Source organism: Stutzerimonas balearica DSM 6083, assembly GCF_000818015.1.
Lineage (GTDB): Bacteria > Pseudomonadota > Gammaproteobacteria > Pseudomonadales > Pseudomonadaceae > Stutzerimonas > Stutzerimonas balearica.
Genome location: NZ_CP007511.1, coordinates 1,891,372 through 1,906,832 on the forward strand (window position 1 = coordinate 1,891,372; position 15,461 = coordinate 1,906,832).

Here is a 15,461-nt window from a genome sequence, read left to right on the forward strand (position 1 = left end):
ACGCCGATAGCCCGGCTGTGTCTTTGCCATCAGGGTGTGTCCGATGCTGTCCCGACTTTCCATCCAGCTCAAGCTGACCGCACTGGCCGGCCTGTGCCTGCTGGTCATCGTCTCGCTGCTCATTTCCGCCTCGCTTTACCAGTCGGCCAAGAGTGCCGCCGTGGTCCGCGACATGAGCGCGAGCATGCTCGAAGCCTCGGCCGACGCACGCATGCAGGCGCTCGCCCAGGCCCAGGCGCAGGGGATACGTGCCGAGTTCATGGACAACTACGCCTATGCCCGCAGCCTTGCCGAGCAGGTCGCGATGCTGCGCGAGCAGTTCCGGCAGGGCGACATCAGTGCCCAGACCCTGCGCGTGACGCTGGCGTCGCGGCTGGGCGATGCGCTGAAGGCGCGTCCGCAGCTGCTCGGCGTTTACATGTCCTTCGAGCCGAACGGCCTAGACGGGCAGGATGCCGAGTTCCTCGACGATTACGTGGCCGGGAGCAACCTGCAGGGGCGTTTCTCGATGTACTGGTCGCAGATCGCCGACGGCCAGTTCCAGTCCGAGATGACCACCGAGGACGAACTCGCCGATACCACGCCAGGGCCGAGCGGCATGCCCTACAACAGCTGGTATACCTGCCCGCTGACAACCGCGGCGCCCTGCCTGCTGGACCCGTACATCGATGAGGTCGATCGGCGGCCGGTCCTGATGACCAGCATCGCCTTGCCGCTGCGCGACGGCGATCAGGTGATCGGGGTGGTCGGCCTCGACATCCGCCTGGCCACGTTGCAAAGCGTGGTCGAGGCCGCCAACCGGGACCTCTATGACGGCCATGGTGACATCGGCATCGTCAGCCCGACCGGGCTGATCGCCGGGCACAGCGGCTCGGCCTCCTGGCTGGGCAAGCCGCTGGACGAGGCCTATGCGGAACAGGCCGGTGAAATCCGTCGGGTCCTGGGCAGCGGTGCGCCGGCGTCGCTGGCTGCAAGCGAGCAGCTGAGTGTGGTGGCGCCGATTCAGCCGATATCGGCGGCCAAGCCCTGGGGCGTGGTCATTCGGGCGCCGCGTGACGTGGTGCTGGCGCGGGCGCAGGCCCTGGAGCAGACGCTGGATCAGCAGCGCGCGACCGACAACCTGTACTCGATCCTGGTCGGCGTGCTGGCGATCGGCGTGGGGCTGCTGCTGGTCGGCCTGATGGCGCGCAGCATCACCCGGCCGATCCTCACGGTAGCCGAGCGGCTCGAAGACATTGCCGGCGGCGAGGGCGACCTGACCCGGCGCCTGGACTACGGTAGCCGTGACGAGCTGGGTCGCCTGGCGGTGGGCTTCAACCGCTTTCTCGACAAGCTCCAGCCGATCGTCGCCGAGGTCAAACGCTCGGTGCAGGATGCCCGGGCGACGGCCGATCGCTCGGCCGGAATTGCCAACCACACCAGCCAGGGCATGCAGGCGCAGCTCAGCGAGGTCGAGCAGGTGGCAACCGCCTCCAACGAGATGAGCGCGACCGCGCAGGGCGTGGCGCAGAACGCGGCCGAAGCGGCGGAGGCCGCGCGCTCGGCCGACCAGGCGTCACGCGAAGGGCTGGCGGTGATCGACGAAACCACGCGGCGCATCGAGCGCCTGGCGCATGACATGAGCAGCGCGATGCAGCAGGTCGAAAGCCTGGCCAGCAGCAGCCAGCAGATCGGCTCTGTGCTCGAGACCATTCGCGCTATCGCCGAACAGACCAACCTGCTGGCGCTCAACGCGGCGATCGAAGCGGCCCGCGCTGGCGAGAACGGGCGTGGCTTCGCCGTGGTCGCCGACGAGGTGCGCCATCTGGCGCGACGCACGCAGGAGTCGATCGAGGACATTCGCGTGGTCATCGAGGGGCTGCAGCAGGGCACGCGCGAGGTGGTGCAGAGCATGAGCGCCGAATACCAGCAGGCCCAGGACAACGTCGAGCACGTTGCGCAGGCGGTCAGCGCGCTGCAGCGCATCGGCGGCTCGGTATCGGTGATCACCTCGATGACCCTGCAGATCGCCAGCGCGGCCGAAGAGCAGAGCGCCGTCGCCGAGGAAATCAATCGCAATGTGCAGGGCATTCGTGAGGTGACCGAATCGCTTACCGGGCAGGCCGACGAGTCGGCACGCGTGAGCCAGTCGCTCAATACCCTGGCCAATCACCAGCAGACCCTGATGGACCAGTTCAAGGTGTAGCGTTCGGGTGCGCCGGCCGCGCGGGGCACGGCGCATTTCCCTGGCACGGGTAGGGATATGTGGCACTTTGCCACCCCTGGTCGCCTCGAGCGTCGCTTAAAATGCGCAGCGTACGGTTCGCCGGATGTCGGGGTACGGGTTTGAAGGGACGAGCAGGGCTGCTGGCGTTATCGTTGCTGTTGTTGACACTGGTGCCGATGTGGGCCGCTGTCTTCGGCGAAATCCGCCATGAACGCATATTGACCGAGGCCGCCGCGCGCAAGGATGCGATGAACCTCGCGACCGCCTTCGAGGCGCATGTACGCAGCGTGATTCGGCTGATGGACATGATCCTGCTCGACATGCGGGCTGACCTGCTGGATCAGCGACCGCTCGAGCAGACGCTCGGCAAAGAGCAGCAGGCGTATGGCAGCGTCGTCACCCAGATGGCGGTGATCGATGCCCAGGGCCGGCTGGTGTTCTCCAATCTCGCCAAGGTCGAGGCACCGTTCGACCTGAGCGACCGGGAACACTTTCGTGTACACCGCGACCATCCCCAGCAGGACCGTCTGTACATCAGCAAGCCGGTGCTCGGGCGCGTATCCAAGCAATGGACCATCCAGTTCACCCGGCCCATGCACAAGGACGGGCAGTTCGCCGGGGTGCTGGTGCTCTCGGTGCCGACGGGCTTCTTTAGCGACTACTACCAGCAGATCGACGTAGGTGCCCACGGCATGATCGCCCTGCTCGGCACCGATCGCAGCCTGCGCGCCATCGCCTCGGGCGAGCCCATTCCGGGGCGCTATGGGCGTTTCCAGGTGCCCGAGTCGAGGCCTTATTTCGCGGCGCAGTCGCCGCCGCAAGGCTATTACGAAGGCATCAGCGCCATTGATGGCGAGCATCGGCTGGGCGCCTATCGGCGCCTGAAAGAAGACGGCGTGGTGGTCGTGGTGCTGCTGTCTCCGGATGACTTCATGGTGGCTTTCGAGGCACGTAAGCAGCTCTTGCTGGCTTCGGCAGCGCTGATCTCGGTGCTGTTGCTGGCGCTCGCCGTCCTCCTGTATGTGCTTGCCCGTCGCCACTTCCTGAGCACGGCGCGACTGCAGGACGCGCATCAGGTCATGTCGCAGCTGGCCAGCACCGACATGCTGACCGGCGTCAGCAACCGCCGGGCATTGCTGCTCGACCTGGCGGCCGAGGTCGATCGTGCGCAGCGTCACGGCGAGCCGCTGAGCCTGGTGATGCTCGATATCGATCATTTCAAGCACGTCAACGACGCCTATGGCCACCCGATCGGCGATGAGGTGCTGAAGGCCTTTACCGCCACCTGCATGCGCATGCTGCGCTCTCACGACCTCATCGGTCGTTTGGGCGGCGAGGAGTTTGCGCTCGTCCTGCCGCATACCGATGCCGAGGGCGCGCGCTGCGTCGCCGAAAAGATTCGCCTGGCCATTGCCGGCGAACCCATCGTGACCTCGGTTGGCGACATCGCCATCACGGTGAGCCTGGGGCTGACACAACTGCAGGCCGACGACCAGCACATCGATGCCTTGATCGCCCGCGCCGACCGCGCGCTGTACCGGGCCAAGCGCAGTGGTCGCAACCAGGTGTGCAGCTGGGTGATCGAGGCGGATGGTTCTGGCAATGACTCGATTGGCCTGATGCAGGGCGTGCCCTGCTGAGCCGGGCGGGGCTGCACCACCGGGCGGCAGGTGGTGGCGCACGCTGACCGTCCGCCGCGCGTTCAGCGATAGCGGATGCCTGCGGCGCTGCTACTCACCCGCGTGCCGGCCTGGCCGAGGACGATCGCCTGGATGTCGGCCAGAGCGCCGATCACCGCATCCTTGCCGGTCTGCCGAGCGAAGCCGCAAGCCGCCTGGATCTTCGGCCCCATCGAGCCCGCGGCGAAGGGCAGTGGCTCGAGCGCGTCCGGATGCGCCAGGGCGATGGCCCGCTGCGCCGCGGTGCCCCAGCCGGTATAGGCGGCATCGACGTCGGTGGCGATCAGCAGCAGGTCCGCGGCCAGCACCTCGGCCAACAGCGCCGAGCACAGGTCCTTGTCGATCACCGCCTCGATGCCACGCGAACGCTGCTGGGCATCGCACACGGTGGGAATGCCGCCGCCACCGGCGCAGATCACCACGCAACCGCGCTCCAGCAGCCACTGGATCGGCCGCAGCTGGTGAATGCGTCGTGGCCGGGGGCTGGGCACCACGCGGCGGAAGTGCGCGCCGTCGGCGGCCATCTGCCAGCCTTTCTCGGCCTGCAGGCGGTCGGCGTCCTCACGACTGTAGATCGGGCCGATGGGTTTGCTCGGTGAGGCGAACGCGGGATCGGCCGGGTCCACTTCGACCTGGGTCAGCAAGGTCGCCAGCGGCGTGCCCGCGGGCAGCCGATTGCCGAGCTCCTGTTCGATCATGTAGCCGATCATGCCTTCGGTCTCCGCGCCGAGCACGTCGAGCGGGTAGGCGCCGTCCGGGCCGTAGGCCGCGCCCTGCAGCGCCAGCAGACCGACCTGGGGTCCATTGCCATGGGCGATCACCAACTGGTTGCCGGGCGCGATCTGCGCGATCTGGCTGCAGGCCAGCTGCACGTTCTCGCGCTGGCGCTCGGCGCTCATCGGCTCGCCGCGACGTAGCAGGGCGTTGCCGCCCAGGGCGATGACAATGCGCATGCTCATTCCTCGTGTCAGACGCCGCCGAGCGTGGCGACCAGCACCGCCTTGATGGTGTGCATGCGGTTCTCGGCCTGGTCGAAGACGATGCTCGCCGGCGACTCGAACACCTCGTCGGTGACTTCGATCCCGCCCGCCAGCTCCGGATGATGCCCGGCGATCTCCTTGCCGACCTTGGTCTCGGCGTTGTGAAAGGCCGGCAGGCAGTGCATGAACCTCACCCGCGGATTGCCGGCGGCCTGCATCAGCGCCGCGTTGACCTGATAGGGCAGCAGCAGGGCGATGCGCTCGCCCCAGGTCTCGACCGGCTCGCCCATCGATACCCAGACATCGGTGTGAATGAAGTCGACGTCGCGGACGGCTTCGTGCGGGTCCTCGGTCAGCGTCAGCCGCGCTCCGGACTGCGCGGCGAACGCGCGACAGGCGGCCAGGTGTTCTTCGTGCGGCCAGAGCGCCTTGGGCGCACTGATGCGCACGTCCATGCCCAGCTTGGCGCCGACCAGCAGCAGCGAGTTGCCCATGTTGTTGCGTGCGTCGCCGACGTAGGCGTAGCGGATCTGCTGCAGCGGCTTGTCGCTGTGCTCGCGCATGGTCAGCACGTCGGCAAGCATCTGCGTGGGGTGGTACTCGTCGGTCAGGCCGTTGAACACCGGCACGCCGGAGAACTGCGCGAGTTCCTCGACCACCTGCTGGCTGTAGCCGCGGTATTCGATGGCGTCGTACATGCGCCCGAGCACGCGGGCGGTGTCCTTCATGGTCTCCTTGTGGCCGATCTGCGAGGACATCGGGTCGATGTAGGTGACGTTGGCGCCCTGGTCGTAGGCGGCGACCTCGAACGCGCAGCGGGTGCGGGTCGAGGTCTTCTCGAAGATCAGGGCGATGTTCTTGCCCTTGAGGTGCTGGTGCTCGGTTCCGCTGTACTTGGCGCGCTTGAGGTCGCGAGCGAGATCGAGCAGGTAGCGCAGCTCGCGCTCGCTGTGGTGCGTGAGGCTGAGCAGGTGCCGGTTGTGCAGGTTGAACGCCATCGGGTCGGCTCCTCAGTAGTCCACGGGGTCGCGGGTGATCGGACAGGTCATGCAGTGGCCGCCGCCACGGCCGCGACCCAGTTCACTGGCATCGATGGTGATGACCTCGACGCCGGCCTTGCGCAGCAGGGTATTGGTGTAGGTGTTGCGGTCGTAACCGATCACCACGCCGGGCTCGAGCGCGACCACGTTGTTGCCATCGTCCCATTGCTCGCGTTCGGCTTCGTAGCTGTCGCCGCCGGTTGCCACGGTGCGCAGCTTGTGGATGCCAAGGGCTTCGGCGACCACGTCGAGAAAGCACTTTTCTTCGCGGCGCACGTCGATACCGCCGGGTTTGCCCTCGTCGGGACGCAAGCTGAAGGAAGTGATCGCCTGGACGGCTTCGGGGTAGATGGTCACCAGGTCGCGGTCGCAGAAGCTGAACACCGTATCCAGGTGCATGGACGCTCGACCGACCGGCAGGCCGGCGACGATCACGCGTTCGGCCGCGCCCTGCTGGAACAGCGATTGCGCCAGCTGGCCGATGGCCTGGCGCGAGGAGCGCTCGCCCATGCCGATCAACACCACGCCGTGGCCCAGTGGCATCACGTCGCCGCCCTCGAGCGTGGCGAGGCCGTGGTCCAGCTCCGGGTCGCCGTACCAGACCCTGAAGTCGGCATTGGCGAAGGTCGGATGAAAGCGGTAGATGGCGGCGGTGAGCAGCGTTTCCTGCCGGCGCGCGGTCCAGTGCATCGGGTTCAGCGTCACGCCGCCATAGATCCAGCAGGTGGTGTCGCGGGTGAACAGGGTGTTCGGCAGTGGCGGCAGGATGAAGCTCGAGTGGCCCAGGTAGTCGCGGAACATCCGCACGATCTCGCCACTGTGCGTCCCCGGCAGGTCATCGCCGGAGACGCCGCCGATCAGGTATTCGGCCAGCCGGCGTGGCCCCAGCTCTTGCATCCAGGCGCGCACCTCGTGATGCAGGCCAAGGCCCACGAGGTTGGGCGTCAGCTTGCGATCGAGCAGCCAGCGTTTGGCTTCGGTGTCTTGCAGCGTCTCGGTGAGCAGGTTGTGCATCTCCAGCACCTCGACGCCGCGCTCGCGCATCTTGGTGACGAAGTCGAAATGGTCACGCTTGGCCTGGCTGACCCACAACACGTCGTCGAACAGCAACTCGTCGCAGTTCGATGGTGTGAGACGTTGATGGGCAAGCCCGGGTGAGCAGACCAGCACCTGGCGCAGCTTGCCGACTTCCGAATGCACGCCGAGCGGGGGAGTGGGTGTAGCCATTCGCGTATCTCCTGTGTCGCGGTCCGGCCCGCCAATGGGCGGGGCCGGGCGGGTCAAAGGGTCAGGAAGCCGTCATAGAGGCCGTAGGCGGCGATCAGGGCACCGATCAGCACGGCGGCGAAGATGAGCTTTTCCGGCAGTGTGAATACCGGCTCGCCGAGCTCGCGTTTGGCCTTGGCGAAGAACAGCGCGCCGGGGGCGTAGAGCAGCGCCGACAACAGCAGGTACTGGATGCCGCCGGCGTACAGCAGCCAGGCGGCGTAGAGCAGGGCGATCAGCGCGATCAGCAGATCCCTGCGGCGCTCGCCCGGTTGCTGCTCGTAGGTCTCGCCGCGCCAGCTCACCAGCACCGCATAGGCCGCGGACCAGAAGTAGGGCACCAGGATCATCGACGTCGCCAGGTACAGCAGGTTTAGGTAGGTGGCATCGTTGAACAGGGTGATGACCAGCATCAGCTGGATCAGCCCGTTCGACAGCCAGAGCGCATTGCTCGGGACCTGCCTGGCGTTCTCCTTGCGCAGAAAGGCCGGCATGGTGTGGTCGCGCGCGCCGGCGAAAAGAATCTCGGCGCACAGCAGCGTCCAGGCCAGCAGGCCGCCGAGCAGCGAGATCACCAGGCCAACGCTGATCAGCAGCGCGCCCCAGCGCCCGACCACATGCTCCAGCACGCCAGCCATGGAGGGGTTCTTCAGCGCCGCAAGTTCCGGTTGGCTGAGAATCCCCATCGACAGCACGTTGACCAGCACCAGAAGCAGCAGCACCGAATAGAAGCCGATGACGGTGGCCTTGCCGATATCGCGGCGCCGCTCGGCACGTGCCGAGTAGATGTTGGCCCCCTCGATCCCGATGAACACCCAGACGGTGACCAGCATCATCCCGCGCACCTGATTCAGCACGCTGCCAAGCTCGAGATTGCCGGTACCCCAGAAATCGGCCGTGAACACCTCGATCTTGAAGGCCAGCGCCGCAATGACGATGAACAGCACCAGCGGCACGACCTTGGCGATGGTCGTGACCAGGTTGAGGAAGGCCGCTTCGCGAATGCCGCTGAGCACCACGAAATGGATGCCCCACAGGAGCAGCGAAGCGCAGACGATGGCCAGTGCGGTATTGCCTTCGCCGAAGGCCGGGAAGAACAGCCCCAGGGTACTGAACAGCAGCACCAGGTAGCTGACGTTGCCGATCCAGGCGCTGATCCAGTAACCCCACGCCGAGGAGAAGCCCATGTAGTCGCCGAAGCCCGCCTTGGCATAGGCGTAGACGCCGGTGTCGAGCTCGGGCTTGCGGTTGGCCAGCGTCTGGAACACCAGGGCGAGGGTCAGCATGCCGATGCCGGTGATTGCCCAGCCGATCAGGACGGCGCCGGCACCGGCGCTCGCCGCCATGTTCTGTGGCAAGGAAAAGATGCCACCGCCGATCATCGAGCCGACCACCAGTGCCACCAGGGCACCAAGACGAAGCTTTTGCGCTGATTGAGGCATTGCCGCTGCTCCCTGCCGTCCATTACCGCTCTATTTAGCGCCGTTGCAGGGGGCGTCTGGCTGATCCAGGTCAGCCTTTGCGCATCGGTCCATCGGGCGGCTTGCCGACCGCGACCGTGCTTACTGCTGCCCGGTGAGCAGGTACTCGACCAGCGTGCGCGCGCAAGCCTCCATGCCCTGCTGCATGATCACTTCGTAGCCGTGGGTGTTCTCGGTAGGAATGGCCAGGCAGCCGGCGCGAGGCGAGGAGCCCGAGCCGAGCACGGCGCTCGCATCCGAAGCAAAGCCGGGCATCAGCGCCGGCTGCGGGCAATAACCGCAGCGCGCGGCGGCCTTGAGCAGCTCATCGGACACCTGTTTGGAGTAGAAGCCTTTCTCGTCACCCGTCAGCACGATGGGGTCGAGCGCCAGGCGGGTGTCGTACTCGGCGGCGATCGGACCGACTTCGAGGGCGATGCACAGCGAGCCGGGCAGGGTCCGCGCCGCGTACTGCGCGCCGGAATTGGTTTCTTCCTCGTTGGTCGTGAGCACGATCAGCACATCGCCTTGCAGTTCGTGGGCGCGCTCGGCCAGGCGGCGGGCGGCGACCAGCGCGGCGACCAGCGGTGCGCGGTCGTCGAGAAAATGCCCGGCGATACAGTCGCGTATCGTAAAGGGCCGGCGCCAGTGGCGGCTGAGCACCACCCGTGTGCCGGCGCGCACCCCCAGCTCGCCGAGTTCGGCTTTCGAATATCGGGTGATGACATGCACGTCGTGCCATTGCACGTCACCCTGCAACACGTGCATCGACTGGCTGGACTCGCCGGTGCCGTGCATGGTGCCGAACGACAGGGCACCATGGACCACCTCGCGCTCGCCGAGAATGTCCACCGGACACATGCCGAAGTTCACCGGGTAGGCGCCGCCAAGCGCCACGACGCGCAGGCGGCCGTCATCATCGATACGTTTGACCACCATGGCGATCTCGTCCTGGTGCGCCATTATCCGGGTGGTGCGGCGCTCTGCCTGCTCGCGCGGCATGCCAGTGGCCTCGATGCGGCCGATGAGGTTGGCTGCCTCGTCCTGCCAGACTGCCTGGCAGGATTGCTGCAATTGGCGCCGACAGATCTGGCGCACCTCGTCCTCCTGGCCTGCGGGGCCGCGCGCCAGCAGGAGTTCTTCGAGCAGTGCCAGTTGTTCGTCCAGGGTCATGCATTGGCCTCCGATTCGCGGTTGTTCCCCTGCTGTGACAGAACGCGGACGCAACCGTGCGCAACCGTGGGCCAAGGGCGCGGCAGTGATCGGCGGGCGGGCGCAGCGCGCCTGGCGCTAGGCGAGCGTGGCGAAGCGGCGCCGGTAGGCGCCCGGGCTGAGGCCGACGATGCGGGTGAAGACCTTTCTGAACGCGCCGGGGTCGGCGTAGCCCACCTCCCAGGCGACCCGCTCGATGGACAGGCGGTCAGCCTGCAGCAATTCGCGCGCCCGCCCGACCCGCAGTCGCTGGCAATACTCGGTGGTCGTCATGCCGGTGGCTTTGCGAAAGCGCCGCAGAAAGGTCCGCTGTTCCAGGCCGGCGCGTTGCGCGAGCTCGGCCAGGGCGGCGTCGCCGCCACCCGTCTCGTGCAGCCAGTGCTGTACCGCGAGCACCGCCGTATCACCGTGTGCCAGCCGCGGAGTGAAGCCGCGGTAGTAGCGCTGCTGCCGGCCGGGCGGGTCGATCAACAGCACGCGCGCGGTCTCGAGCATGATCGTCGGGCCCAGATAGCGATCGACCAGGCGCAAACCGAGATCGGTCCAGGCCATGACGCCGCCGGCACTGATGATGTCGTCGGCATCGATGATCAGCTGGTCGACATCCAGGCGAACGTCCGGGAAGCGGGCCGAGAAACCGTCCACGTGGAGCCAGTGCGTGGTGATGGTGCGGCCGTCCAGCAGGCCGGTCTCGCCCAGCAGAAAGGCGCCGGCGCAGACCGATGCCAGGGTGACGCCGGCCTGATGCTGCTGCCGCAGCCAGGCCCTATAGGGCGCCGCCGCCTCCGCCGAGATCGGCGTCTCGAGGCTGGCAGGCAGGATCAGCACCTGCAGCTGGCCGCGCGCCTGTGGATGCGAGTCGGCGACGCGCATCGGCAGGTCGCCGGGGTTCTCGAGTCGCCAGTGCGAGACGCGCAGAACGGGCGCATTGCGATTAGCCTGCTCGCCGGCGAGGCGACGCGCGATGCCGAACAGATCGGTCAGGCCGAGGACGGTGGCCAGTTGAGCACCGGGGTAGAGCAGGATGCCCAGCTCGATGACCCGCTCGCCGTCGCCTGTCGGTAGCGCCCCTGAAGATGTCGATCGCACCACTTAGCAACCTTCTGCTGACAGCCGATGATGGCCTTCCCTTGCACAGCATCGTCAAAGGAGCCAGCCATGAGCAAGCGTGCGGTGGTCGTAATCGACCTGCAGAACGAATACCTACCAACGGGCAAGCTGCCGCTGAGCGGCATCGAACGGGCCGTCAGCAATGCGGCCAAGGTGATCGCCGATGCCCGCGCCAGAGGGATTCCGGTGATCCATGTCCGGCACGAATTCGTCAATGGCGAGAAGCCGATATTCGTGCCGGGCAGCGAAGGTGTGAAGATCCAGGACGCCGTCGTTCCGCAGGGCGACGAGCCGGTAGTGGTCAAGCATTACCCGAATGCCTTCCGCGAGACCTCGCTCAAACAGCTGCTGGACGAGCGCGGCGTGCAGGAGCTGGTGGTGGTAGGTGCGATGAGCCACATGTGCATCGATGCAGGGGTGCGTGCGGCGGCCGACCTCGGTTATGGCGTGACCCTCTTGCACGATGCCTGCGCCACGCTGGATCTGGAATTCGGTGGGGTCACGGTTCCGGCCAGGCAGGTGCATGCGGCGATAATGGCCGCGCTGGGCTTCGCCTATGCCACGCTCGTGGACACCGAGGCCTATCTGGCGGCCAGCTGAACGGATGGTCAAGAGGCGCACCGGCGATTGCCCTGGAGGCATGGCTATGCCCGGCGCAATCGCCGTGAGCCCGGCCGGTCTTCAGCGCACCGGGGTCAGCAAGGGCACCTGTGTCGGTTTGAGCAGAAACACCAAAGCGCGCCGGCTCGGTCGAACTGGCGTTGCGGCCGACGCTGTGGATATCGTCCGGCCCTTCATAGAAGGTCTACCGATCCAGCGCCCGGAGAATCTGGAAACCCTGGCCGAGGGGTTGCGCAAGGCGGGCCTGCGGGCGTGATGTCCAGCTGCCGCGGTACGCCAGCACAGGCGTGACCAGCCGGCAAGCACAGGCCGCGCGACATGTCCGGAAACCTCCGCGCTCGAACAGGCTGCGTCTCGTGAGCAGCGCGGTGAATGGGTGTTGCGCCCGGCAAAGAAAAACCCCGCACGGGGCGGGGTTCTCCTGGGTGCTGTCCTGGCTTGCCGTCAGTCTTCCAGCGAGCCCATGGCGGTGGTGTTGAAGCCGCCGTCGACATAGAGAATTTCGCCGCTGATGCCCGAGGCCAGGTCCGAGCAGAGGAAGGCGCCGGCGTTGCCGACTTCTTCGATGGTCACGTTGCGACGCAGCGGGGTCTGCTTCTCGTTGGCGGCCAGCATCTTGCGGAAGCTGGCGATGCCGGAGGCGGCCAGGGTGCGGATCGGGCCCGCGGAGATGCAGTTCACGCGGGTGCCTTCCGGGCCGAGGCTGCCGGCCAGGTAGCGTACGCCGGCTTCCAGCGAAGCCTTGGCCATGCCCATCACGTTGTAGTTCGGCATGGTGCGCTCGGCGCCCAGGTAGGAAAGGGTCAGCAGGCTGCCGTTGCGGCCTTTCATCATTTCGCGACCGGCCTTGGCCAGGGCGACGAAGCTGTAGGCGCTGATGTCGTGGGCGATCTTGAAGCCTTCGCGGGTGGTTACTTCGGTGAAGTCACCGTTGAGCTGGTCGCCCGGGGCGAAACCAACCGAGTGGACGATGCAGTCCAGGCCGTCCCACTTCTTGCCCAGCTCCTCGAAGACCCGCGCGATGTCTTCGTCGTTGGCCACGTCACAGGGGAAACACAGGTCGGCGCTCGAGCCCCAGCCGGCGGCGAACTCTTCGACGCGGCCCTTGAGCTTCTCGTTCTGGTAGGTGAAGGCCAGCTCGGCACCTTCGCGGTGCATGGCGGCGGCGATGCCGGAGGCGATCGACAGTTTGCTGGCCACGCCTACGATCAGTACGCGCTTACCGGTTAGAAAACCCATGTGCTTTTCCCTCTTCTGGTTGTGCATCGGCTGCCGGGGCCAGAAAGGCCGACTCCAGCAGCTGTTGTGTATATGGATGTTGCGGGGCCGCGAATATCTCGCCTGCCACCCCCTGTTCCACGACCTGACCCTGCTTGACCACCATCATCTGGTGGCTCAGCGCCCTGACCACCGCCAGGTCATGGCTGATGAACAGGTAGGTCAGGTCGTACTTCTGTTGTAGCGATCGCAATAGCTCGACCACTTGGCGCTGAACCGTTCGGTCGAGCGCCGAGGTGGGCTCGTCCAGCAGAATCAGCGCCGGTTTCAATACCAGCGCGCGCGCAATGGCGATGCGCTGCCGCTGTCCGCCGGAAAACTCGTGCGGGTAGCGGTGGCGGGTGTCCGGGTCGAGCCCGACTTCCACCAGCGCCTCGATGATCGCCGCTTCCTGCTCCTTGGCCGTTCCGATCCGGTGAATGCGCAGGCCCTCGCCGATGATCTGGCCCACCGACATGCGCGGGCTCAGGCTGCCGAACGGGTCCTGGAAAACCACCTGCATCTGCCGTCGCAGCGGGCGCACGTCCCGTTGTGACAGGCTGCTGAGCTCGTGCCCCTGGAAGCGTATCTCGCCACGGCTACCGATCAGACGCAGGATCGCCAGCCCAAGGGTCGACTTTCCGGAGCCGCTTTCGCCGACGATGCCAAGCGTCTGTCCCTTGGGCAGACTGAACGAGACGCCATCGACTGCCTTGACGTGGTCCACCGTCCTGCGCATGACCCCCTTCTTGATCGGGAACCAGACCCGCAGGTCGTTGACCTCCAGCAATGACGGGCGCTGTTCGACGTCCACCGGACCACCGCTCGGCTCCGCCGCCAGCAGCTCCTGCGTGTATGGATGCTGCGGCGCGCGGAACAATTGCTCGCACGATGCCTGTTCGACGACGCGACCGCGCTGCATGACACATGCACGATGCGCGACGCGGCGAACCAGGTTGAGATCGTGGCTGATCAGCAGCAACGACATGCCCAGGCGCGCCTGCAGATCCTTCAGCAGCTCGAGAATCTTCAGCTGCACCGTTACGTCCAGCGCCGTGGTGGGTTCGTCGGCGATGAGCAGCTCCGGTTCGTTGGCCAGGGCCATGGCGATCATCACCCGCTGGCGCTGGCCACCCGACAGCTCGTGGGGATAGGCACGGAAGCGTTCGCGCGCGTTGGGAATGCCGACCAGCTCGAGCAGCTCGAGCGTGCGTGCACTGGCGGCACGGCCACGCAGGCCCTTGTGGATGCTGAGCACCTCGTTGATCTGCTTGCCGACCGTGTGCAAGGGGTTGAGCGAGGTCATCGGCTCCTGGAAGACCATCGCGATGCGATTGCCGCGGATCGCACGCATGCGCTTTTCGTCAGCGTGCAACAGGTCCTCGCCATGAAAGAGGATCTGCCCGGCCGGGTGGCTCGCCAGTGGGTAGGGCAGCAGGCGCAGTATCGAATGCGCCGTGACCGACTTGCCCGAACCGCTCTCGCCGACCAGCGCCAAAGTCTCGCCCTTGCGAATGTCGAAGCTCACCCCTTCGACGACGCGCTGCCGGCTTTCGCCATGACTGAATTCGACCGCGAGGTCGCGGATTTCAATCAGATTCTCGGCCATGTCACTTCCTTGGGTCGAAGGCATCGCGCGCCGCCTCGCCGATGAACACCAGCAGCGTCAGCATGACGGCCAGCACCACGAATGCGCTGATGCCGAGCCAGGGCGCCTGCAGGTTCGCCTTGCCCTGTGCCACCAGCTCTCCCAGCGAGGGAGCACCGGGTGGCAGCCCGAAGCCGAGAAAGTCGAGCGCGGTCAGCGTGCCGATCGCCCCGGTGAGGATGAACGGCATGAACGTCATGGTGGACACCATGGCGTTGGGCAGGATGTGGCGGAACATGATCGCGCCGTTGCGCATGCCCAGCGCCCGCGCCGCCCGCACATACTCGAGGTTGCGGCCGCGCAGGAACTCCGCACGCACCACGTCGACCAGGCTCATCCAGGAGAACAGCAGCATGATGCCCAGCAGCCACCAGAAGTTCGGTTGCACGAAGCTGGCCAGGATGATCAGCAGATAGAGCACCGGCAGCCCGGACCAGATTTCCAGTACCCGTTGCCCGACCAGGTCGACCCAGCCACCGTAGAAGCCCTGCAATGCGCCGGCAGCGACGCCGATCACCGAGCTGATCAACGTGAGCGTGAGCGCGAACAGCACCGAGATGCGGAACCCGTAGATCACTCGCGCCAGCACATCGCGGCCCTGGTCATCGGTACCCAGCCAGTTATCCCAGGACGGTGGCGCCGGCGCGGGGACCTGCAGGTCGTAGTTGATGCTCGAGTAGTCGAACGGGATCGGCGGCCAGATCATCCAGCCGTCTTTCTTGGCGATCAGCTTCTCGATGTAGGGGCTCTTGTAGTTGGCCTGCAGCGGGAACTCGCCGCCGAAGGTGGTCTCCGGATAGCGTTTGAAGACCGGGAAGTACCATTGCCCGTCGTAGCGCACCACGATCGGCTTGTCGTTGGCGATCAGCTCGGCGCCGAGGCTCAGCGTGAACAGCGCGACGAACAGCCAGAGCGACCACCAGCCGCGCTTGTGTGCCTTGAACAGCTCGAACCGGCGCTGATTGAGAGGGGACAGCTTCAT

The 15,461-nt window shown here is 66.2% G+C and carries 13 protein-coding genes; 4 read left to right on the forward strand and 9 right to left on the reverse strand.

Features of this window, described 5'->3' with window-relative positions:
• Positions 1 to 43: 43 nt before the first annotated feature.
• Together CL52_RS08705 and CL52_RS08710 are read left to right on the forward strand one after the other, a co-directional pair.
• Positions 44 to 2,185, forward strand: a complete 2,142-nt coding sequence (locus CL52_RS08705) for a methyl-accepting chemotaxis protein (protein ID WP_043219885.1) — start codon at positions 44 to 46, stop codon at positions 2,183 to 2,185.
• Between the two features lie 140 nt (positions 2,186 to 2,325).
• Positions 2,326 to 3,846 carry a sensor domain-containing diguanylate cyclase gene (locus tag CL52_RS08710; protein WP_235366404.1) on the forward strand — a complete coding sequence of 507 codons (1,521 nt, stop codon included), beginning with the start codon at positions 2,326 to 2,328 and terminating at the stop codon, positions 3,844 to 3,846.
• 62 nt (positions 3,847 to 3,908) lie between these two features.
• On the opposite strand, the gene arcC is transcribed toward CL52_RS08710, so the two are convergent.
• From arcC to CL52_RS08740, 6 genes are all read right to left on the reverse strand, one after another.
• The gene (gene arcC / locus CL52_RS08715) at positions 3,909 to 4,838 is read right to left on the reverse strand and encodes a carbamate kinase (protein WP_043219888.1); all 930 of its coding nucleotides are present in this window, start codon (positions 4,836 to 4,838) and stop codon (positions 3,909 to 3,911) included.
• A gap of 14 nt (positions 4,839 to 4,852) precedes the next feature.
• Positions 4,853 to 5,863: an ornithine carbamoyltransferase gene (locus CL52_RS08720; protein ID WP_043219889.1), complete on the reverse strand. Its 1,011-nt coding sequence runs from the start codon at positions 5,861 to 5,863 to the stop codon at positions 4,853 to 4,855.
• Positions 5,864 to 5,875: 12 nt separating this feature from the next.
• Positions 5,876 to 7,132 carry an arginine deiminase gene (gene arcA / locus CL52_RS08725; RefSeq protein WP_043219892.1) on the reverse strand — a complete coding sequence of 419 codons (1,257 nt, stop codon included), beginning with the start codon at positions 7,130 to 7,132 and terminating at the stop codon, positions 5,876 to 5,878.
• A gap of 53 nt (positions 7,133 to 7,185) precedes the next feature.
• Entirely contained in the window at positions 7,186 to 8,613 is a 1,428-nt protein-coding gene (gene arcD, locus CL52_RS08730; protein ID WP_043219894.1) for an arginine-ornithine antiporter, read from the reverse strand.
• Positions 8,614 to 8,733: 120 nt separating this feature from the next.
• Positions 8,734 to 9,804: a zinc-binding metallopeptidase family protein gene (locus CL52_RS08735; RefSeq protein ID WP_043219897.1), complete on the reverse strand. Its 1,071-nt coding sequence runs from the start codon at positions 9,802 to 9,804 to the stop codon at positions 8,734 to 8,736.
• A gap of 117 nt (positions 9,805 to 9,921) precedes the next feature.
• Positions 9,922 to 10,932 carry a GlxA family transcriptional regulator gene (locus CL52_RS08740; RefSeq protein WP_200889412.1) on the reverse strand — a complete coding sequence of 337 codons (1,011 nt, stop codon included), beginning with the start codon at positions 10,930 to 10,932 and terminating at the stop codon, positions 9,922 to 9,924.
• Positions 10,933 to 11,001: 69 nt separating this feature from the next.
• Between CL52_RS08740 and CL52_RS08745 the strand changes: the two genes are divergently transcribed.
• Both CL52_RS08745 and CL52_RS21230 read left to right on the forward strand, forming a co-directional pair.
• A complete protein-coding gene (locus tag CL52_RS08745) occupies positions 11,002 to 11,553 on the forward strand; it encodes a cysteine hydrolase family protein (protein WP_043219899.1) in 552 nt (183 codons plus the stop codon).
• Positions 11,554 to 11,599: 46 nt separating this feature from the next.
• The gene (locus tag CL52_RS21230; protein ID WP_043219903.1) at positions 11,600 to 11,830 is read left to right on the forward strand and encodes a hypothetical protein; all 231 of its coding nucleotides are present in this window, start codon (positions 11,600 to 11,602) and stop codon (positions 11,828 to 11,830) included.
• Between the two features lie 188 nt (positions 11,831 to 12,018).
• Here CL52_RS21230 and fabI read toward each other — a convergent pair whose 3' ends face one another.
• Genes fabI through CL52_RS08765 form a run of 3 tightly spaced genes read right to left on the reverse strand, consistent with a single transcriptional unit; the run spans position 12,019 to position 15,461 of the window.
• Positions 12,019 to 12,813, reverse strand: coding sequence for an enoyl-ACP reductase FabI (gene fabI, locus CL52_RS08755; RefSeq protein ID WP_043219905.1), 795 nt, complete (start codon positions 12,811 to 12,813; stop codon positions 12,019 to 12,021).
• Positions 12,794 to 14,440, reverse strand: coding sequence for an ABC transporter ATP-binding protein (locus CL52_RS08760; RefSeq protein ID WP_043219908.1), 1,647 nt, complete (start codon positions 14,438 to 14,440; stop codon positions 12,794 to 12,796). The genes fabI and CL52_RS08760 overlap by 20 nt, the downstream gene beginning before the upstream one ends.
• A gap of 1 nt (position 14,441) precedes the next feature.
• Complete coding sequence (locus CL52_RS08765) at positions 14,442 to 15,461, reverse strand: ABC transporter permease (protein ID WP_043219910.1); 1,020 nt, start codon at positions 15,459 to 15,461, stop codon at positions 14,442 to 14,444.